The organism is Stenotrophomonas chelatiphaga, from assembly GCF_001431535.1.
GTDB lineage: Bacteria > Pseudomonadota > Gammaproteobacteria > Xanthomonadales > Xanthomonadaceae > Stenotrophomonas > Stenotrophomonas chelatiphaga.
Genome location: NZ_LDJK01000008.1, coordinates 1 through 19794, shown reverse-complemented (window position 1 = coordinate 19794; position 19794 = coordinate 1). Strand labels below are relative to the sequence as shown.

The following is a 19794-nucleotide window of genomic DNA, read 5'->3' as shown; positions in this document are numbered from 1 at the left end:
AATTCCGAAACAAACCGTCCGAAGGCGCTGCGCACGCCGGCCGGGGCCGATAGGCCTTAGATCGTGTAGTCGATCTGGCTCATATGGGCTTCGCGCATGCGGTCACCGAATACCGGGAACCGGGACAGCGACGTGTCGATTTCCTGGACATCGGCCTGGCTCAACCGGAAGCGGCTTGCCCCCAAGTTTTCCAGCAGATGCTCTACGCTGCGGGTGCCGGGGATGGGAACGATATTGGGTCCATTCGCCAGCAACCAGGCCAGGGAGACCTGGGAAGGCGTAACGCCCTTCTTTGCCCCGTACTGCTTGATCCACGCGATGATGGGCAGGTTGAGCGGCATGAATTCCTTGGAAAACCTGGGGAAGCCCGCGCGGAAGTCTGCCTTCTCATCAAACGTGGTGGACGTGTCGATCTTCCCGGTGAGGAAGCCCTCTCCGAGCGGTGCCCACGGCACGAAACCGATACCCAGCTCATTGCAGGTATCCAGCACGCCATTGAGCTCCACGTTGCGGGTCCAGAGCGAGTACTCACTCTGCACGGCGGCACTAGGAGCTGGACATCAGGCCTTCCTCACGTTGGCTCCACAACTTACATGCCCAGGTCGGACAGCCCCGGGTGATCATCCGGGCGGCGCCCCAGTGGCCAGTGGAACTTACGTTCGCTGTCCTTGATGGGCATGTCGTTGATGCACGAGAAGCGGCGCTCCATCAGACCATCCGCACCGAATTCCCAGTTCTCGTTTCCGTAAGAGCGGAACCAGTTTCCAGAGTCGTCGCGCCATTCATAGGCGTAGCGCACGGCGATGCGGTTTCCGGTGAATGCCCACAACTCCTTGATCAGGCGATACTCAAGCTCTTTCTTCCACTTTCGGGCAAGGAACTGCCGGGCTTCCTCGCGGCCATTGGTGAACTCGGCGCGGTTTCGCCACTGGGTGTCGAGCGAATAGGCAAGCGCCACCTTGTCGGCATCGCGGGAATTCCAGCCATCTTCTGCCAAACGAACTTTCTGTATCGCAGATTCGAGAGTGAACGGGGGAAGGGGGGGACGGGGTGCTTCAGCGGACACGGTGGGGCCTCCAATGGAGATGGATGAACGGGGTACTGCGGCGGGATTTCGGTTACTGCGGCGTTAGCGCGTGGCGTGCTTCAACAACAACTGCGCAACATCCCTTGCGGTGTCTGCGGCGTCGTAGTCACCCATCACGCGCGATACGGTGATTGCACCTTCCATCAGAACCAGCAGCTGCTGCGCCAGCACTGCCGGCTGCGCGATGTTCAGTTGCCCGGTGAGTTCCAGCGTGTAATCAAGCAGTTTCTGCTTGTGGTGCTTGGCGATCCTGCGGATCGGGTCGTGGGAATCCCCGACCTCGCCTGCCGTGTTGATGAAGGCACATCCGCGATAGCCCTCGGACTTGAACCAACCTTTGAGCACCGTGAACATGCCCAGGATGCGCGCTTCCGGGCTGCCGGCCTTGTCGCATTCCTGCCTGAACCAACTGAGCCAGCGCACGTCCCGCGCGTTCAACGCGGCTGCGGCAACCTGGTCCTTGTTTTCAAAGTGTCGGTAAATGCTCTTGCGCGCGACGCCAGAGGTCTTCACCAGAAGATCCATGCCGGTCGCATGTATCCCGTTCTGGTAAATCAGCGTCTCCGCCGTGTCCAGGATCTTCAGTCGGGTGTCGGTCGTTGTCTTATCCATGGCGCCAAAGTAGAACGATCGTTCTACCTTGTCAACTGCCGCGTGCACATCAGCTCGGCGGCACAGTTACCGTACTCGACCTGCCAGGCAATCCGGACGTTTCTACAACCTGTAGCGCCCGGCCGGGTTGAGCAATATCTGCCTCGGATTGCATGCACACGCCAGCTTCCGCTTCCGGCCAGAAGCGGGCTCCGAACACTGTCAGCACATCTGTGAATGCAGAGCTGACGGGCCGACGCACTGACGGCGGATTCCGTACACGTAAGAGAGTCCTTGGGATATCACATGTCCGTCCAGCCAGGCTCACTGCTACTTGATCTTCAGCTCCGGCAGGAGAGGTTCAACATCAACCAGCTCCAGGGACTTGACCATGTGCAGCGTCCCGTTCTTGTACTTGAGGAAGTGCGGACTCTTTACATGCTGCTCGTAGGCCTCACGACTCGCATAGATTTCAAGGATCGTCAGTCGAGTCGGATCTTCCTTGTCAAAAACCGCATACAACGACAGCACGCCTGGCTCAAGCGCCATTGAGGCGCGATCTTCTTCCGACAACGCATCTCGATAGGCGGGCAGATAGTCTGCATCGACGGTGATCTTTGATAGTCGTGTCATCTGTGTCTCCCCCGCTCCAACACTGAAGGAGCACGCCAACATACTGAGCAACGTGGCGACGATGATCTTGTTCACTTGATCCTCCCGGGTGCGCATGACAGTAAAGAACTCTTTCGCGTGCGCATCATTTTTTCCCCACTTCCAGCTGACGGTGAATGCCGACGCGAACACGTCCCGCAGCCTCCACGCCGACGTGTGCTTCGAGCACATCCGCCAGCTGGTACAGATGCTCTGGGCGCAGCCCAATGTTCATGCTCATGCCTATGTGGGACTGCAATTGAGGCTCCACCCCGGACATCGCTGCCAGCATGCTGACCGTGGCCAACTCACGGCTCTGCCAATCCAGGTTGTCGCGCTCGAAGATGTCGCCAAACAGGTGCGTACGCAGATAATCGTTTGCCTGCGGTGCGAAATCGAATAATGGCCCTGAGACCGGGCCACCAGCCAGCTTGGTCTGGTTCGCGGTGCCTGCAGCGAGCAATGCGTCGCCCTGGGGGATCGGCCTGGCAGGCTCGCGGCCGGCTTCGTCCTGGATGCCCCTCTTCCTGCGCGCCTCGGCCACCTTCATCAGTTCGGTCAACGCGTTCAGGCTGCGCGGAAAGCCCGCATAGGCGTAGACCTGCACGAGGATTTCTCGCGCTTCGGCCAGACTCAGCCCCGCGTCCAAGCCTTGATTCAGCGCCTCCCGAAGGCTATCCATGTTGCCGGCAGCTGCGGAGGCGCTGATCGGAATGATGGCTTGCTGGCGGGAGTCCAGTTCGATGGCAGAACCCGCGTTTGAGTAGACGTTCATAGCTTCTCCTTAGTCTGCGAAAGCAATCTGTCAGCCCCGGGCCGCCACGGCGACCACCGCCCGCGACGTGGTCGCACGGTCGGACGCCGTGGCATAAGCGAGCAGCGCGGCGCACAGCAACAGGCCAGCACTGGCCAGGAACGTACTGGCAAAGCCGAGACTGTCAAACAGCAGTCCGCCCACGGTCGAGCCAAGTGCGATGGAGCACTGCACCACCGCCACCATCAGCCCGCCGCCGGCCTCTGCGTTGTCAGTGAAAGTGCGGGCCAGCCAGCTCCACCAGCCCACCGGTGCGGCCGTTGCCAGCAGGCCCCAAGCCGAGAGCAGTGCGGCGGTCGGCCAAAGCTGGGGCCCCAGTGGAACCAAGGCCACAGCAATGAGCGCCATCAAGGCTGGAATGGCCACCAGCGTTCGGTAAAGCCCACGCCTGATGAACACGCCAATGACGAGCGTGCCCACGAAGCCGCTCAGGCCGATGGCCAGCAGCACCAGCGGTACAGCAGACGTTCCGCCACTGGTCACCCGCTCCAGGAACGGCCGCACGTAGGTGAACAGGGCAAATTGCCCCATGAAGAAGGCACCGCAGGCAAGCATGCCAAGTGCCACCACACGCCGCCGGAACAGCGCGACCAGCCCGCTTTGAGACGGCCCGCTTTCCGCGGGCATGGAGGGCAGACAAACCCACTGCCATGCGAGAGCTATGGCAGCCACCGGCAGAAGGCACAGGAAAGCGCCTCGCCATCCGATCATGTCGCCCAGGTAGCTGCCCAGTGGCGCCGCAACCACCGTTGCAAGCGCATTGCCGCTGTTGAATATCGCCAAGGCGCGCGGGACCTTCGCAGCCGGAACCAGCCGCATTGCCGTTGCGGCAGACAGTGACCAGAACCCACCGATCACCACGCCGATCAGTGCACGCCCCATCATGTAGACCGGATAGTTCGGAGCCAAAGCTACCACCACACCCGACACTGCCATCAATGCGGTGAGGATCAGCAGCATCGTTCGTCGGTTCATGTTGCCCCCCAACCGGGAGATCGACAGGCTGGTCAGCACCGCAAAGGCTCCCGAAATGGCGATGCCGTACCCGGCAAGCCCTTCGGTCACGCCCAGATCTGCCGCCAATGGAGTCAGCAGGCTGACCGGCATGAATTCCGAGGCGATCAACGCGAAGACACACAGCGTCATCGACAGCACGCCGCCCCAGTTGGCGCGATCTGCAATCGCGTGTGTGTGGCTCATTTCCCGGCCAGGCCGCGCTGGAAGAACGTCGTCAGTTTCTCGAAGGGAATCAGGTTGGTACGGTCATACAGGTCCACGTGACCCGCACCCTTCACCCAGTGGAGCTCCTTCGGCTGGCCCGCCCTTTGGTATGCGTCTTCGCTGAACTCGCGTGAATGTGCGGCGTCACCGGAGACGAACAGCATCGGCCGGGGTGAGATGGTCTCGATGTCATTGAAGGGATAGAAGTTCATGAATTTGACCAGGCTGCTGAAGAGCGGCTGGGTCGTCTGCTCTGCCGTATCGCCCTTGGGCGTGTAGGCGCCGCGCGGAGTGCGGTAGAAGTCGAAGAACTCGCGTTGGATGGCAGGGGTGTCAGCATCGAGTTTGTTGACCGTGCCTGGCACGTACACTGCCGTCCCGCCCTTGAACTCTGCCAGGCGCTGGTCGGTTGCGGACTGGATCACCGCCTTGCGCTGGTCCAGCGACTGCCCGTTGTTCAGCCCCTGCCGTGCCGCCGCACCCATGTCGTACATGCTCACCGTGGCGATGGCCTTGATGCGCGGGTCGATCTTGGCGGCGCTGATCACAAAGCTGCCGCTGCCACAGATACCCAGGCCGCCAATCCGATCCGGGTCCACATAGGCCTGCGTACTCAGGAAGTCTACGGCGGCACTGATGTCGTCTGAATAGATTTCCGGCGCCACCAGATGCCGCGGGGCGCCGCCGCTCTCTCCCCAGAAAGAAAGATCGATCGCCAGCGTAACAAAGCCCTGTTCGGCAAGCTTCTGCGCGTAGAGCTGCGAGCTCTGCTCCTTCACCGCGCCCATCGGGTGGCCAACCACCACGGCGGGGGCGCGGCTGCCGCGAGGCAGGCCCTCGGGTTGGTACAGCGTGCCCACTACCTCCATCTGATACTGGTTGCGGAAGCTGACGCGCTTACCCGTGACCGTAGGGCTGCGGTAGAAATTGTCCGACCCGGTGGGACGGGCTGTCCGAGGCGCATCCGCAGCCATGGCGGGAAGCGGTAGTACGCAGCTGGCAAGCAGCGCCAGCAGCAACGTGGTGGATTTCATGCGAGGACGGCCTCGGTTGGGGGACTGAGGTCGCCACGATAGGTTCCGCCCGCCACCGCGATAAGCCGGCTGAAAGTTGATGCATTGTTGAGTTGAGCTCACAATTGGTCCATGAGCGCCGTGAAGACCAATGACCTGCAAGCCTTTCTTGTGGTGGCCCAAGAGCAGAGCTTCACCAAAGCCGCCGTTCGCCTTGGGGTAACGCCCTCTGCGCTGAGCCATTCGATGCGGCTGCTGGAAGAGCGTCTGGGCATTCGCCTGCTGGCCCGGACCACGCGCAACGTTTCTCCCACTGAGGCGGGCGAGCGCCTTATGCGCTCCATCGCGCCGCACTTCGCGGCTATCGGTGCCAGCGTCGAAGCGCTCGGAGACCTGCGTGACCGGCCTGCGGGAACGCTACGGATCTCCTGCACGGATGATTCGATGGAGACCATCATCCGACCACGGCTTGCCGGATTCATGGCCGAGTACCCGGACATCACGCTTGAGTTTTACGTGGATTACGGTTTTACCAACGTGGTGGAGCAGCGCTTCGACGCCGGCATCCGGCTGGGCGAGGCGCTCAGCAAGGACATGATTGCGGTCAGGGTTGGCCCCGATTGGCGCTTGGTCGTGGTGGGATCGCCCGATTACTTCGAGAAGCATCCGAAGCCCAAGAAGCCCGCAGACATTACGCAACACCGCTGCGTACACATCCGGCATCGCCCAAACGGTGCAATTTACGCATGGGAGTTCGAGGAGAAGGGCAAGGAGTTCACCGTGCGCGGCGATGGACCGTTGGTCTTCAACAGCATGACCCACGTCATCAATGCGGCCATCGACGGCCTGGGTTTGGCCTATGCGCCCGAGCCGATGGTCGCCGAGCATATCGCGGAGGGCAGACTGGTTGCCGTGCTCGACAAGTGGTGCCTACCCTTCCCCGGCTACCACCTTTACTACCCAAACCGCCGGCAGCCCTCGCCCGCATTTACGGCGCTGGTCGGGTGGCTGAGGATGGAATGAGTAGGAGCAGTCATAAGCCCAGCGCCCGGCCAGGCTTCGAAGCAGCATCTGCCTGCCATGCGAATGTTCCAGATCGCGAAGGCTGAACGGTCTGCGAGGCAGCGGTTGAACCGCTGCCAAGGCTAGGCCCTCAGCCCGCAGACGCATGCTCTGCCGCAAACGCGGCATACGTACGCAACGGCCGACCCAGCAACTGCACCAACCGATCCACGTCACCCGCGCCCGGCATCATGCCGTCGCTGATGAAACGCTCGGCCATCTGCCGCATGTCGTAGGCCATCCACGCCGGCATGAACTGGCGCAGGTTCTGCTCGAAGGCGGCCGTGTCGTCGCCGCCATAGGCGATCGGACGGTTCAGCACATCGCTCCAGATGGCAGCCACCTGTTCTCCGGTGAGCGTTTCGGGGCCCACCAGGTTGAGTCGGGTCAGCGCGCTGTTGTCCGGCGCCTGTTCGCGGTTGAGCAGTTCAATGGCGGCAATCTCGGCGATGTCGCGGGTGTCGATCATCGCCAGCCCCTTGCTGCCGATCGGCATGGGGTACACCCCGTAGCCCTGCACCACGTCCTTGATGGTGAGGTCGTTATCGATGAAATAGGCCGGGCGCAGGATCGTGGCGCTGAAGCCCATCTGCTCGATCATGCGCTCCACGCCGAACTTGCCGGCGAAGTGCGGCACGTTGACGTAGCGGTCGCTGTGGATCACCGACAGGTACACCACGCGCTTCACTCCTGCCTCGCTGGCGACGTTGAGGGTGATGAGCGCCTGGGTGAATTCGTCGGCGACCACGGCGTTGAGCAGGAACAGTGTGGAGACCCCCTCGAGCGCCTGGCGGAGGGCATCCACATCCAGCATGTCGCCCTGCACCAGCTCCACGGATGCGGGCAGGTTGGCGGTCGCGGGGCTGCGGACCAGTGCGCGGATGGCCGCGCCGCGCTGGGTGAGGTGCTGGACGACCTGGCGGCCGATGGTGCCAGTGGCGCCGGTAACAAGAATGGTCATGGGGTACTTCGGGTGGTGGGTGAGGCCTCATGATTGGTGATCCGCCTGCGGCCCGATAGACTCTATACTTGGACCATCTGTCTCGCTGGTGGAACAGATGGACCTGCTGGCCCTGGCCGACTTCAATCTGGTGGCGCGACACGGCGGGTTTGGTCGTGCTGCGCGCGCGGCGGACCGCCCGAAGGCAACCCTGTCGCGGCGCGTGGGTGAGCTGGAGGCCAGCCTGGGCGTGCGGCTGTTCGAGCGTGGTTCGCACACGCTGAAGCTCACCGAGGAAGGTCGAGCGCTGTTCAAGCGCACGGAAACGCTGCTTACCGAACTGGAAGAAGCAGCCACGTCCATCGCGTCAGGCGGCGACACGCCCCGTGGCCGGCTGCGCGTGAGCGCACCGATGCTGTTCTCGCAGATGGCGCTGGGCAGGATTGCAGCCGAATTCGTGAAGCGCTACCCCCAGGTGCGGCTCGATGTGACCACTGAAGACCGCGCCGTGGATATGGTGGAAGAAGGCTATGACCTGGTGATAAGGGTCAATCCGGACCCGGATGAGCGGCTGGTGGGACGGGTGCTGATCAGGGACCGCCTGGTGGTGGTCGCGCACCCGGACCTGCCCCTGCCCGCGATGGGCGAGACGGCGCCCGCGGTGTTGCGCCCGTCCAGCGATGGCACCGGCTGGGACCTGGTGACGCCGCGTGGCGAGATGCGTATCGCAGTGGATCCGGTGCTGCGCCTGGGCGCATTGACCATGGTGCGCGATGCCGTACGTGCATGCACCGGCGCGGCGATGCTGCCCTTCTCGCTGGTTGCCGACGACCTCAGGAAGGGTGCACTGGTGTCGTGGGGACATGCGAAGGCCCCGCCGATCGAGATATGGGCGCTGTATCCGTCGCGACGGCTGCTCAGCTCAAGGGTGTCGGCGCTGCTTGATCTGCTCAAGGAATCCTTTCCCGAGGGTCAGGCGGAGGAGTTGGCCGCCTTCGCGGGCAGCGGCCGCTGACGGCCAAAAGCGGACGGCAACGCTTGAGTCGAGTCGCTTGGCGAAGCCAGTTTGAGTTATCTGTCAGGCCTCATCCACTGGACGGTTGGACCAGACACTGTATGCCAGGACAAGGCATAGACAGGTTGTTCCAAACTGGAGCAGCAACCCGAGGAAATAAAAGAACGGGTCATCGCTTGGATTGACGATGAACTCCCAGGTCTGGTTCCGGCCTAGAAGCACCTTGACCTCTTTGGTTGTGCCTAACAGCATCAGCAGATTCTTTGCAGCGAAGAGCGCGGCCACTGAGAACGTGACGCACCCAAGAAGCGTCGGAGCATGCCGAAGCAATCGCTGCCTGGAGCGGGAAAACGCGAAAACGAACGCAATGTATGCGAGTGCAAGGCCTGCAATGATCGCGAATTGCCCGAGTGTGAAGAACATGAGGATTGGCTACCTGACAGCCGGAACCGTGGGTCCGGTCATACGCGTTATCTGCAGAGCCCGGTATGCCGGGCTCTCCCCTTGATGCGGCTCAATCCTAGGGCTGCCGGGCTCGTCCAACAAGCCGGCGCAGGTTTCAGATCCGCGATGGGCTGGGTTACTGCACCGAGTCGCAGGGCGAATCCCGCGCTCAAGCCGGCCGCATGGGAGCACTGCTGCGGAAGCGCTCACGGTAGTCGGCCGGTGCCACACCCAGCACACGCAGGAACGCACGTCGCAGGGTCTGTTCGTCGGACAACCCTGTCAGCGCCGCAACCCGTTTGATCGGCAACGTGCCGGATTCGAGCAGGCGACGCGCGGCTTCAAGCCTCAACGTCTCCACCGCTTTTGCGGGCGTGACGCCGCACCTGCTGCGGTAGACGCGGGCGAAGGTGCGCGGGGACATGTTCATCCAGTCGGCCAGCACTTCTACCCGCAGATCCTCGTGCAGGTGGGCCGCCATCCAGCCGTGGAGCTCGGCGAAGTCACCACCGGTGCTGGACTGCGCCGACAGCGGCGCACTGAACTGCGACTGCCCGCCCGAACGTTTGACGAACACCACCAGCTGTCGCGCTACCTCGATGGCCAGCCGGTGTCCGTGATCATCCTCGATCAACGCAAGCGTCAGATCGATGCCTGCCGTCACACCCGCTGAGGACCAGACATTGCCGTCCCGCACGAAGATCCGGTCAGCATCCACGTGCACGCTGGGGTGCAGGCGCGAAAGCCGCGTCGCCCAGTCCCAGTGCGTTGCTGCGCGCCGCCCCTCCAACTGACCTGCAGCGGCCAGCAGGAACGCGCCGGTGCAGATCGAGCACAGTCGCCTGACGGCCTGGCCCCGCGCCGCCACCCACGCCACCAGCCCTGCCGACGCCTCGTACACCTCACCGCGGCAGCCACCTGGCGCCATCAGCGTATCGATCGCGACGTCGTCCAGGCTGGCCAGGGACACCGACATCACCTGCAGCCCGGCGCTGGTGGCCACCAGTCCGCCCTGTTCGGATGCAACGGTGATCTCATATCGCAGCCGGCCACCGGCCAGCGGGCTGCACTGGTTGGCCGTGTGCAGTGCCTGGAGGGGCCCGGTGAGGTCAAGCACGTTCATGTTCTCGTGGGCGAGCAGCACGACGTGACGCGTTTCGGATGGGTCGGACATGGGGTCCTGTGCGTTCAACGCGGAAAGTCGGGGTACTCGAACGCCAGCGCGACGCCCTTGGCCGTTGCACGGCCATATCGCTGCATGATGCCATTGAGCGCAGCATCCAGCGCCATCACTGGCGTCAGATCGGCGGCAGTCACCAACGGGACGGCACTGTCAGGCATGCGCCGGCGATCAGGCAGGACGCGAAGTCCGTGACGCGTCACAAAGGGTTCGCCCGTGGCCGACACCAGATAGGCCTGGCTGCGGCCGGTGGTCGAGTACGCATCGATCGTCAACGCCAGCGTGCCCTCGTCCATTCCCGTCGCCCCCATCACGTCGATAGGGTCGCGACCGTGCAGCCATCGATTGGTGTAGAGGACTTTTGCCAGTGGCAGCGCTGTCGTGCCCAATCGAGGCGAAAAGGCATCGCTGTCATGCTGAGCCGACCACGCCGTTGCCCCCACCGCGCGTGCAATGTGCTGCGCCTTCTCGCGCCCGCTGATGGCCTCCACCAGCGCGATGGAGGCAGGGATGGCGGCGCTGACGCCCGCAGTCGACACCCAGTTGCCATCGGCCACATAGCGTTGGTTCGGGGTCCAGTGAATCGCGGGATACTGCTTTTTCCGCGTCGCACCGCTCGACCAATGCGCTGTGGCGCGTCGCCCATCGAAGGTCCCCATCTTCGCGGCGACAAGGGCACCGTTGCAGATGGTGACGATGGTCGCCTCTTGCCGGGACTGCTGCTTCAGCCACGCGATGAGGCGCGGCGTGGCGGCTTGCGCGGGCACGATGACGTAGTCGGCCCCGTCCGGATGGACGGCATCGAACTGCGCCACCGTGGTATCCGTTTCGATCCGGAACCCGGGACTGCCAAGGTCGGTGAAGGTGGAAAGCGGCCCCGCCTCGAGAGTGACCGCGGAAACATCCAGGGTGCCGGCACGGGACAGGATCGCGAAGGGCACCAGGAAGTCGCTGACCTCCACGCCGCTGTTCTCCCCCACCACCGCAATCACGGCGCGGGTGCGGCCAGGCCGTGCACGATAGGCGGGGATTGCCGCCTCTTGTGTGGAAGATGCAGCCGGCGCCTGCTCAGCGGGTCGCGTCGTTCGGGACGGCGGCCCTGCACAACCTGCCAGCACCAGGGATGCAGCCCACGCGGCACACAGAACACGTCCAGGGAAGATGCGGGATGCCATGGTGCTGCCGTAGAGGGGGAATGTGCGTGCATTCTTTGCCCATCCCATCACGGCAACAATGTCGCTGTTGCGTCATTTCCTGCCATGGCCCTGCCCTTCTGGCTGAGGACTCAGGCCGGCAAGCAGCCGGATCCGGCTCGCAAGAGCTAGCGTCGTCCGGCGGCGCGGGCTGCTTGCTGCTCTGCTCGATCAGCCATCTCCAGAGCCGCATCCAGTTGCGGCAGCGCGGGCTCACGATCCACGAACAACCCGAGCGCCGACTCGCGTGTGCGGTACGTGACATCCATGCCGGTGGGTAGGATGCGGCCCCCCAGAGACGCGTCGCAATGCCGGACGTGCACCGGGCCGCGCCCTGTCTCCACCACAACGGAGAGGACCGTGCAGGGAGGCCGGCGCGAGCGAGCAGGAGGCTCATGCCTTGCGCTGTACATCACGGTCCCGTTCCGGGTGTGATCGACCCCGACGACGGACGCCAGCATCATGCCCGCCCCATGGGCGGTGAAGACCCATCCGGCCAACAACGCCGCTGGGAATACCACCCATGAAGGGGAATACAGCGAACGCACTTGCCTGCGCCTGCCTTGAAGAGGCGAGTAAACCACGTCGGGTCTGGGCTGCGCCCACACGGCCCAGAAGGCTGTCAGCACCGCGATGACGCCGGCGGCGAACTGCAGTCCCCTGCTGGGCTGGAAATCCGAACTCGCCAAACCGATCGCGCCGAGGAGACCGGCGACCAGAAGCATCCACTCAATCGGAGATCTGCGCATTGCCGCGGTCCTCATCAGCGGGCGGAGACAGATGCCAATGCAGATTGATGAGCAGTCGGTCGCAGACGGGCGGGTCGCGGTTGCTCAGGCAGGCCATGCTCATGTTGTTGCTCGGGTAGACAGAAAGCGCCGCGCTGGTGCCGGCGGCGCCCCCGCCATGGCCCCAATGCGGGAACTCCTCCGGGCCGGATGAAATGAAGCCATAGCCATACCAGTCGGTCTGCTGCTTGATCGCCTCCTGCAACAGTGGCAATGGGATCAGGAGGCCGGCCTTCAACGCGTCCACGAAGCGCAGTTGGTCTTCGACGGTGGTAACCCCACCGCCGGCGGGCGATCCCCGCCAGGGAAGCTGGCTGACGCTTGGCACCAGCATTCCGTCACTCCCCTGGCTGTAGCCGCTCGCGATGCCCGACAAGTGTTCCTTGTCTGGATAGTGGGTGGCAGCCATGCCGGCAGGACGGAAGAGGTGCTTGTCCACATAGTCGTAGTAGCTCTGTCCGCTGACCTTTTCCACCAAGGCGCCGAGCAGCAGGAAGCCATAGTTGGAGTAGTCGAAGGCCGCGCCGGGCGCGAACGACGGACCGCGATCACCGTTGAGCTTCATGAGATCGTCGATGGTGCGGACCCAGGCACGATTGCCACCCTCCTCCGGCAGGAGGACGCCGATATCGCCGGTGCCGCCCTGGTGGGTGAGCAGCTGCCGGACGGTGACCTTCGCCATCTCCTTGTTTGGATAGTCCGGCAGGTATTTCCCGATGGGATCATCGAACTGCAGCTTGCCGGCGTCGATCATCTGCAAGACCGCAACCGCAGTGAACATCTTGCCTTGTGAGGCGAACAGGAACGGGGTGTCGAGCCGCACGGGCACGCCGGCCTCGCGATCTGCCAGCCCGAATGCCTTTCCATACAGCCGTTTGCCATTTCGTTCGATGACAAGTGCGCCCGAGAAGCGGTCGGCCTCCGCAAGGTGCGTGGCAAATGAATCCAGCGCCTTCAGCGCCTCATCCTCCGGCATCGGCTGCGGCTCCTGCTTGATCTCGGACAGCTTCATGTCGCCAGCCTCGCCAGCGGTGATCGTGACCCGCCGGTAGGCCGGGAAACTGCGCTCCCGTGTCATGGCCACGAAGACACCGGGCTCATTCCGCTCAACCGCTACAACGTCGAGACCGCCGGTTTCCTCGCGGCTGTCGAGCAGGTAATCAAGGTTGAGATCCGCGTCGGCGAAGTGCTGTTCGTTGAACGCTTGAAGCCTGGCCTTTTCGTTGCTGTTGAACGCCGCCAGCCAGGCATCAAACGCCGCTTCGGCGGGCGGCTTGGCAACGGCGCTTGATGCCAGCACATACAGCGCTACCGCCAAACCCAAGCGCTGGAACGGGAACCGGCTTGCACCTGCGGTCATGCGCCCTCCATTGCGTTCTGGCCGAGGTGACTATTGGACCAGACGCAAGCGTAGTCAATGCCCTTGGCCTGAGGATCGGTCCGGTTTGCTTGAAGCATCGCTTATCGTGGATCATTGAGCGAACGCGCTTTACATTCATGGAGATAGACATGAAAGGACTCCTGCTCAACATCGCCATCTCGCTGACGGCGGTGGCCATCTCGCTCTTCGCCCTGCATGAAGCGCGTCAGGCGAATGATCCATCCCGCATCCTGGAAGCCCGTGGCCTGATCGTCAGGGACGCATCGGGGGTGTCCCGCGTGGAGATCGGCGCGCCGGTGAACGGGCCGATGGTCCTCGGCAAGCGCGAAGAACGCGTGGCAGCTGCAGCCGGCATCCTGCTGAATGGTCCAGACGGCAATGAGCGCGGTGGCTACCTCACGGTCGACACCGGCGATGAGGCGGTGCTGACGCTGGATGGTGCAGGCGACGGCAGCGAAGTCTTCAAGGTGGTGGCCAATGAGAAGGCCGGGGCGTCGCTGTTTGTCATCCATCAGAACGGATCGGTCGCTATGTTGACGACCTACCAGGGCCATCCGGAGCTTCGGTTCATCGAGCAGGATGGCAAGGTGAGTTACACGCAGGGGGCCAAGGAGTAGCGCGCTTCCGGCGCCCTACCCCTGCAGCCCCCCCAGCGTAGCCTACGCCATCACCTTGTCCGGGGTGATCGGCGTACTGCGGATGCGCTTGCCGGTGGCGTGATGGATGGCATTGCAGATCGCCGCCGACACACCCACCAGGCCGATCTCCCCTACACCCTTCGCGCCAAGGCTGCTCACCACGCGGTCGTCTTCTTCCACGAACAGCACGTCCACGTCATGAATATCGGCATTCACCGAGACATGGTACTGCGCCAGATCGTGGTTCATGAAGCGGCCGAAGCGGTGGTCGGATTCGGTGTGCTCGTGCAGTGCCGCGCCGATGCCCCACACTACCCCGCCGATGATCTGGCTGCGGGCGGTGGTGGGATTGAGGATGCGGCCGGCAGCAATGGCGCTGACCACGCGCATCACCCGCACCGTGCCGAGTTCCTCGTCCACCCGCACCTCCACGAAGACGGCGCTGTGCGTGGCGCGGGTATAGCGGCGCTGCTTCAACACATTGGGCAGCAGCAGGTACTTGGCTTCGATGCTGGCCTTGCCGGCGTCGGCCAGCAGCGTGGTCAGCGCGATGGCGCTTGCCGGATCATCGCGCAGGGCCAGGGTGCCGTTGGCAAATACCACGTCATCCAGCCCGGCACGGTTGAACGCGGAATATTGCGTGCCGGCAGCGAGCGCGAGCAGCTGCCGGCGCAGCTTGGCGCAGGCCCCGTCCACGGCCGAGCCCACCGTGCTGACATGCGATGAGCCGCCCTCGATAGGGGCCACCGGCAGCGTGGAATCGCCCAGCTGGAAGGTGACCTGTTCCAGCGGCAGGCCCAAGGCCTCGGCGGCGATCATGCTCATCACCGTATAGGTGCCGGTGCCGATGTCGGTGGCGGCGCTGCTGACCACCAGCCGGCCATCGGCGTGCAGCTCGGCATGGGCGCGCGCGAACATCTGCATCGCATCCCACTGGCCGGTGGCCATGCCCCAACCGACCCATTCGTTGCCTTCGCGGCGGGCCCGCGGCAGGGGGGCGCGATCGGCCCAGCCAAAGCGCTCTGCGCCGCGGCGGTAGCACTCGCGCAGGGCCTTGGTGGAAAACGGCTTGCCATCTGCGGGATTGGTCTCGGCGTAGTTCTTCAGCCGCAAGGCCAGCGGGTCGATGCCGACCTCGTTGGCCAGCTCGTCCATCGCCACTTCCAGCGCATGCATGCCGTGCGACGCGCCCGGGGCGCGCATGTCGATCGGCGTGTACTGGTCGAGGTCGACGACCTTGTAGCCCACGTGCACGTTGTCGCACGCATACAGCTGGCCGCTCCAGTTGACCACCACCTCCACGTAATCCTCGATCCGTGACGTCTCGGCCACCGCCTCGTGCCAGATGGAGCGCAGCGTGCCATCGGCATCGGCGGCGAGCTTCACCCGCTGCACGGTTTCCGGACGGTGACCGAAGGTGAACATCTGCTGGCGGGTCAGGACCACCCGCACCGAGCGCTCCAGCGCCAGCGCGCCCATCACTGCCAGCGGGAGCTGGTACTGCGGGCGAAGCCCGGAACCGAAAGCGCCGCCCACGTAGGCGTTGCGCACCGTCACTTTGCGCTTGGGCAGGCCGAACACATGTGAGACATACCAGCGGCTGTTCTGCGAGCCCTGGGTTTTGTCGTGGATGGTCAGGTGGCCATCATCGTCGCGGATCACCGTGCTGGCGAACAGCTCCATCGGGTTGTGGTGTTCGACGCCGCTGTAGAAGTCGGCCGAGATACGGTGCGCGGCCTGTGCGAAGGCCTGGTTCGGCTCGCCTTTGTCTTTGGGCGGTGCGGAGAATCCCGCTTTCATCTTGCGCGGCTCGCGTGCCCGTTCGACGGAGGCGACCAGGTTGGTTTCATGCGCCTCGGTCTTATAGCGTACCTCCACCAGCCCCGCCGCATGACGGGCCGCTTCGAAGGTCTCGGCCAGGACCAGCGCCACCGGCTGGCCGCTATAGCGGACCTGCGCATCGTACAACGGCCGGAACGGCGACCCTGCGGGGGCCGTCATGTCCTTGTAGAAGATGCCGGCACCGCGCATGTGCGGGCGATTCAGGTGGGTCAGCACCTTCAACACGCCCGGCACCGCCTGCGCAGCGTCCAGGTCAAATCCAAGGATGCGCCCCTTGGCGATGCTGCTGTTTACCACCACGCCGTACACCAGGTCCGTTGCGGGCCACTCTGCGGCGTAGCGCGCCTGGCCGGTCACCTTGGCCCGGCCATCGATGCGTGGCGTTCCGGTGCCGGTCGGTACGTGGCCGGTTCCCGGCTCTGCGACGGGAACCTGCGGTTGCTTGGGGTAGGCGCTCATGCGGCATGCTCCGGTTGGCCGCGGCGTCCGCCACGATTGTCGATGGTGCCCTCGGTGGCAGCCTGCAGGGCGCGCACCACGGCGCGGCGTGCAAGCGGGATCTTGAAGGCGTTCTGACCCTGCGACTGCGCGCCTTCCAGCAGCCGCTCGGCCGCTGAATCGAAGGCCGCAGCATCCGGCAGGCTGCCGATCAGCCGCTGTTCGGCCTCGGTGCTGCGCCACGGCTTGTGCGCCACGCTGCCCAAGGCAAGGCGCGCATCGACAATGCGTCCGTCAGGCCCGATCTCCAGCGCGGCGGCGACAGACACCAGCGCGAACGCATAGGACAGGCGCTCGCGGATCTTCAGGTAGGCACTATGCGCGGCAAACCGTCCGGCCGGTGGCAGGGTCAGGTGGGTGATCAGCTCGTCCGCCGCCAGCGTGCTGTCCTGCTCGGGTTGGTCACCCGGCAGGCGATGGAACGCGCTGAACGGGATCGCGCGGGTGCCACGCAGGCTGGCCACATGCACCGTGGCGTCCAGCGCCGCGAGGGCGACGCACATATCGGACGGGTGCGTGGCGATGCAGTGTTCGCTGGCGCCAAGGATCGCGTGGTATTTGGTCAGCCCACCCACGGCCGAACAGCCACTGCCCGGCTCGCGCTTGTTGCAGGGCGTGGCACGGTCGTAGAAGTAGGTACAGCGCGTGCGCTGGAGCAGGTTGCCGCCATTGCTGGCCATGTTGCGGATCTGTGGCGATGCCGCCGCCAGGATCGCCGCCGAGAGTAGCGGATACTCGCGTTCCACCAACGGGTGGTACGCCGTATCGGCATTGCGGGCAGTGGCGCCGAGCTGCAGGCCGCCCTCTTCGGTGCCGGTGATGGTGTCCAGCGGCAGCGCGTTGATGTCCAGCAGTCCGCTGGGCTGCGTCAGCTGCAGCTTCATCAGGTCGAGCAGGTTGGTGCCGCCGGCGATCGGCTGGATGGGGCGTGCGGAGGCACTGGCAAGCTGCTGCAAGGCGTGCTGCAGCGACGCGGCGCGTTCGTAGGTGGCGGGAATCATGCCGGCACCGTGCCGGGTGTCCAGTGCGCGGGGGATGCTTCGGGTGTTGCAGCCGGGCCCTGGGATTCGTCCAGCACCGCCATCACCGCGTCGGTGATCTGCGGGTAGGCCCCGCAGCGGCAGATGTTGCCACTCATCAGTTCGCGCACCTGGTCACGGGTGCAGGCCTGGCCTTCATTGATCAGCCCCTGCGCCGAGCACAGCTGGCCGGGCGTGCAGTAGCCACACTGCAGGGCGTCCTTGGCGATGAAAGCCTGTTGCAGCGGATGCAGCTCATCCCCGTTCGCCAGTCCTTCGACCGTTGTGATCTCCGCACCTTCCTGCATGACCGCCAGGGTCAGGCAACTGTTGATGCGGCGCCCCTCCACCAGGACCGTACAGGCGCCGCACTGGCCGTGATCGCACCCTTTCTTGGTGCCGGTCAGCTGCAGGCGGTCACGCAGCAGGTCCAGCAGGCTGACCGTGGATTCGACTTCGAGCGTATGCGGCTCGCCGTTGATGGTCAGGCGCAGCGGATACAGAAGAGCGGCGCGCGTGGTAGCGGGGGGCGGCGGCGTGGCCGCCCGGGATGCAGGGAAATCGCTCATGGCAGGTCCGGCTAGGGCGTCTGCCAACAACCCTGCGCTTCGGCTCGTCTATTCCGGGTGCACGTGGCATGTGCTGCGTGCGAAGTCGTCGCTGGTGGGTATTTTGCGCGACCCTCACGTGGCAGCGTCCGCCACTGAACGCGGGCAGGCCTAACGTCCGAGCTCACACAGTCACGAAACGATGCGTCATCAGGATCAATCATGACAAACACAGGTGCGTTCCAGATCCTGTCCTTCGATATGGTCCGGATACCAGAGATGGACGAGGAAGTCGTGGATTCCATTACCGCCCGCTGCCGGCGATGCGGGCACGTGACCACGGTCAATGACGGTGCCGTTCATCACCTTTCCGGTGGGCTGGTCATGGAGTGCGGACAGTGCAGCAACCGCCAGGCGCTTTCCAACGCCGGGTTGGCGCCTGCCCACACGGACCTGCGGTCGGTCTAGCGCGGTCAACTCACTCCGGTGCTGGAACCAGCCAAGAACGGGCGAGCGCGAGGGGATCCTGGCCCTTCTCGACCAGGACGTCCGGCGTCAGCCGGTCCGGCACGAGCTGGCCGGTACGGTCGAGGAAGTTGCTCTGCGTCAGCATCAATGCGCTGCCATCGGGCAGCGGGACCCGCGCGTTTCCCGTGGCGAGACCGGCCGTAGGCTGCCCAAAGAACCGGGTTCCAGGTCGGCCTCTGAACGCCGTGGCGACGGCCTCCCCCGAACTTGCAGTGCTGCGGCTGATCAGGACGGCCACCGGCGTCGTGGCCATGTCCGCCGTGCAGCCGCCCACCGCCCTGGCCTTCCACGGGCTGACCTTCCCGTCGGCATCACGAAACGCGCCGATGTTTCCTTCTCCCAGCAATGGCAGCAGGCCACTGACCATCGGCCACATGTTTCCGCCGCTGTTCACGCGCAGGTCCACGATCACGCCGTGCACTGCCTCGCTGGCCATGTCCTCTAGCCTGCGACAGACGCTGGCAGAAAACTGGCGGGTGGCTTCGGGATCGGTGCCGCTCAGGCCCGGCATCCGCAGATAGCCCACGTTGTCCGACACGCTTGCCTGCACCGGTTGGCTGGGATTGGCGCTTGTCCGAAGCGCTTCCATCCCGCTCCGGGTCAGGTGCCCGCTGTGCCGGTCGGCCAGGCTGGAGAGCGCGATGCGGATACGCGGGTGCGCTTCCTGCGCGGGGAGGTCCTTCAGATCTTCAGTGAGCAACCGGGCGCGCTCGGCTTTCCAGTCCACCCGGGACCGGTTGAGGGCCTTGGTCTCAATCTGTGAGATGGCAGCGTCCAGCACGTCGTAGGCCGACACATCGCTATGGGCTGGAACCTCGGCCTGCAGCCGCAGCGACGCTGCTTTGATGCGCCCGACACCGGTCATGGTGACGCCCAACCTCAGGTGGGTCGCGGTGCGTGGGACGTACAGCCGCACCTCACGCGACTGCGCGCGATGCTGCAGGTTCACGGGTGTGTGTCGGGTGCTGTCGAAGGCAACGGGCTGGCGGGCCTCATCGGCACGTATCCACAGCGCGGCAGTGCCAGCGCCCTCTTCCACTTCAAGGATTCCCGAAAGGACCACGTCCTGGCCGCGGTACGGTGCGGCGTCCAGCGAGGCGATCGAACCGAAGAACGCTTCCTTGCCTTCCTGATCCGATGACAGGGTCAGTCGTGAACCCCCAGGCGTCAGTACATCGCCCGAGCCACTCACCTTCGATACGTCACTGGTACCCCGCCATGTGGTTTCTGCATGGGCTTGCGGGTGCAGCAGGATCAGGGCAAGAGAGACAAGTGACGCACGCACCATGGCTTCAACATCCTTGTTGGGAGTGACCTGCATTCTATCGCCGCCCCGCCCCC

Annotated in this window: 21 protein-coding genes; 3 read left to right on the top strand and 18 right to left on the bottom strand. The window is 64.3% G+C overall.

Annotation, left to right across the window (positions count from 1 at the left end):
* Positions 1 to 56 precede the first annotated feature (56 nt).
* The 7 genes from ABB28_RS02920 to ABB28_RS02890 form a co-directional block, all read right to left on the bottom strand.
* Complete coding sequence (locus ABB28_RS02920) at positions 57 to 539, bottom strand: aldo/keto reductase (protein WP_083491880.1); 483 nt, start codon at positions 537 to 539, stop codon at positions 57 to 59.
* 50 nt (positions 540 to 589) lie between these two features.
* A complete protein-coding gene (locus ABB28_RS02915; RefSeq protein WP_025875918.1) occupies positions 590 to 1066 on the bottom strand; it encodes a nuclear transport factor 2 family protein in 477 nt (158 codons plus the stop codon).
* Between the two features lie 63 nt (positions 1067 to 1129).
* On the bottom strand, positions 1130 to 1699 hold the full coding sequence (locus ABB28_RS02910; RefSeq protein ID WP_057507187.1) for a TetR/AcrR family transcriptional regulator: 570 nt from the start codon (positions 1697 to 1699) through the stop codon (positions 1130 to 1132).
* A gap of 309 nt (positions 1700 to 2008) precedes the next feature.
* Positions 2009 to 2386: a putative quinol monooxygenase gene (locus ABB28_RS02905; protein ID WP_057507270.1), complete on the bottom strand. Its 378-nt coding sequence runs from the start codon at positions 2384 to 2386 to the stop codon at positions 2009 to 2011.
* A gap of 49 nt (positions 2387 to 2435) precedes the next feature.
* Positions 2436 to 3104: a carboxymuconolactone decarboxylase family protein gene (locus ABB28_RS02900; protein ID WP_057507186.1), complete on the bottom strand. Its 669-nt coding sequence runs from the start codon at positions 3102 to 3104 to the stop codon at positions 2436 to 2438.
* Positions 3105 to 3134: 30 nt separating this feature from the next.
* Positions 3135 to 4343, bottom strand: coding sequence for an MFS transporter (locus tag ABB28_RS02895; RefSeq protein ID WP_057507185.1), 1209 nt, complete (start codon positions 4341 to 4343; stop codon positions 3135 to 3137).
* Positions 4340 to 5398 carry an alpha/beta hydrolase gene (locus ABB28_RS02890; protein WP_057507184.1) on the bottom strand — a complete coding sequence of 353 codons (1059 nt, stop codon included), beginning with the start codon at positions 5396 to 5398 and terminating at the stop codon, positions 4340 to 4342. Before ABB28_RS02890 ends, ABB28_RS02895 begins: the two co-directional genes overlap by 4 nt.
* A 111-nt stretch (positions 5399 to 5509) precedes the next feature.
* On the opposite strand from ABB28_RS02890, the gene ABB28_RS02885 reads away from it, so the two are divergent.
* Complete coding sequence (locus ABB28_RS02885) at positions 5510 to 6400, top strand: LysR family transcriptional regulator (RefSeq protein ID WP_057507183.1); 891 nt, start codon at positions 5510 to 5512, stop codon at positions 6398 to 6400.
* 130 nt (positions 6401 to 6530) lie between these two features.
* Here ABB28_RS02885 and ABB28_RS02880 read toward each other — a convergent pair whose 3' ends face one another.
* Positions 6531 to 7400 (bottom strand): SDR family oxidoreductase, encoded by an 870-nt coding sequence (locus ABB28_RS02880; protein WP_057507182.1) that lies wholly within the window; start codon positions 7398 to 7400, stop codon positions 6531 to 6533.
* 97 nt (positions 7401 to 7497) lie between these two features.
* Here ABB28_RS02880 and ABB28_RS02875 point away from each other — a divergent pair, with 97 nt between their 5' ends.
* On the top strand, positions 7498 to 8394 hold the full coding sequence (locus ABB28_RS02875) for a LysR family transcriptional regulator (RefSeq protein WP_057507181.1): 897 nt from the start codon (positions 7498 to 7500) through the stop codon (positions 8392 to 8394).
* Between the two features lie 63 nt (positions 8395 to 8457).
* On the opposite strand, the gene ABB28_RS02870 is transcribed toward ABB28_RS02875, so the two are convergent.
* The 5 genes from ABB28_RS02870 to ABB28_RS02850 form a co-directional block, all read right to left on the bottom strand.
* Positions 8458 to 8817 carry a hypothetical protein gene (locus ABB28_RS02870; protein ID WP_057507180.1) on the bottom strand — a complete coding sequence of 120 codons (360 nt, stop codon included), beginning with the start codon at positions 8815 to 8817 and terminating at the stop codon, positions 8458 to 8460.
* A 190-nt stretch (positions 8818 to 9007) separates the two neighbouring features.
* Positions 9008 to 10030 carry a GlxA family transcriptional regulator gene (locus ABB28_RS02865; RefSeq protein ID WP_245625255.1) on the bottom strand — a complete coding sequence of 341 codons (1023 nt, stop codon included), beginning with the start codon at positions 10028 to 10030 and terminating at the stop codon, positions 9008 to 9010.
* Positions 10027 to 11010 carry a DJ-1/PfpI family protein gene (locus tag ABB28_RS02860; RefSeq protein ID WP_057507178.1) on the bottom strand — a complete coding sequence of 328 codons (984 nt, stop codon included), beginning with the start codon at positions 11008 to 11010 and terminating at the stop codon, positions 10027 to 10029. Before ABB28_RS02860 ends, ABB28_RS02865 begins: the two co-directional genes overlap by 4 nt.
* 329 nt (positions 11011 to 11339) lie before the next feature.
* The gene (locus tag ABB28_RS02855) at positions 11340 to 11936 is read right to left on the bottom strand and encodes a hypothetical protein (protein WP_057507177.1); all 597 of its coding nucleotides are present in this window, start codon (positions 11934 to 11936) and stop codon (positions 11340 to 11342) included.
* A gap of 4 nt (positions 11937 to 11940) precedes the next feature.
* On the bottom strand, positions 11941 to 13359 hold the full coding sequence (locus ABB28_RS02850) for a serine hydrolase domain-containing protein (protein ID WP_057507176.1): 1419 nt from the start codon (positions 13357 to 13359) through the stop codon (positions 11941 to 11943).
* Positions 13360 to 13508: 149 nt separating this feature from the next.
* On the opposite strand from ABB28_RS02850, the gene ABB28_RS02845 reads away from it, so the two are divergent.
* On the top strand, positions 13509 to 13997 hold the full coding sequence (locus ABB28_RS02845; protein ID WP_057507175.1) for a hypothetical protein: 489 nt from the start codon (positions 13509 to 13511) through the stop codon (positions 13995 to 13997).
* A 42-nt stretch (positions 13998 to 14039) separates the two neighbouring features.
* Here ABB28_RS02845 and ABB28_RS02840 read toward each other — a convergent pair whose 3' ends face one another.
* The 5 genes from ABB28_RS02840 to ABB28_RS02820 form a co-directional block, all read right to left on the bottom strand.
* Entirely contained in the window at positions 14040 to 16319 is a 2280-nt protein-coding gene (locus ABB28_RS02840; protein WP_057507174.1) for a xanthine dehydrogenase family protein molybdopterin-binding subunit, read from the bottom strand.
* Positions 16316 to 17383: an FAD binding domain-containing protein gene (locus ABB28_RS02835; RefSeq protein ID WP_057507173.1), complete on the bottom strand. Its 1068-nt coding sequence runs from the start codon at positions 17381 to 17383 to the stop codon at positions 16316 to 16318. The genes ABB28_RS02840 and ABB28_RS02835 overlap by 4 nt, the downstream gene beginning before the upstream one ends.
* Complete coding sequence (locus ABB28_RS02830; RefSeq protein ID WP_057507172.1) at positions 17356 to 17946, bottom strand: (2Fe-2S)-binding protein; 591 nt, start codon at positions 17944 to 17946, stop codon at positions 17356 to 17358. Before ABB28_RS02830 ends, ABB28_RS02835 begins: the two co-directional genes overlap by 28 nt.
* A 195-nt stretch (positions 17947 to 18141) precedes the next feature.
* Complete coding sequence (locus tag ABB28_RS18090) at positions 18142 to 18288, bottom strand: hypothetical protein (RefSeq protein WP_161809842.1); 147 nt, start codon at positions 18286 to 18288, stop codon at positions 18142 to 18144.
* 115 nt (positions 18289 to 18403) lie between these two features.
* A partial coding sequence (locus ABB28_RS02820; protein ID WP_211260346.1) for a S41 family peptidase occupies positions 18404 to 19794 on the bottom strand: 1391 nt, incomplete at its 5' end.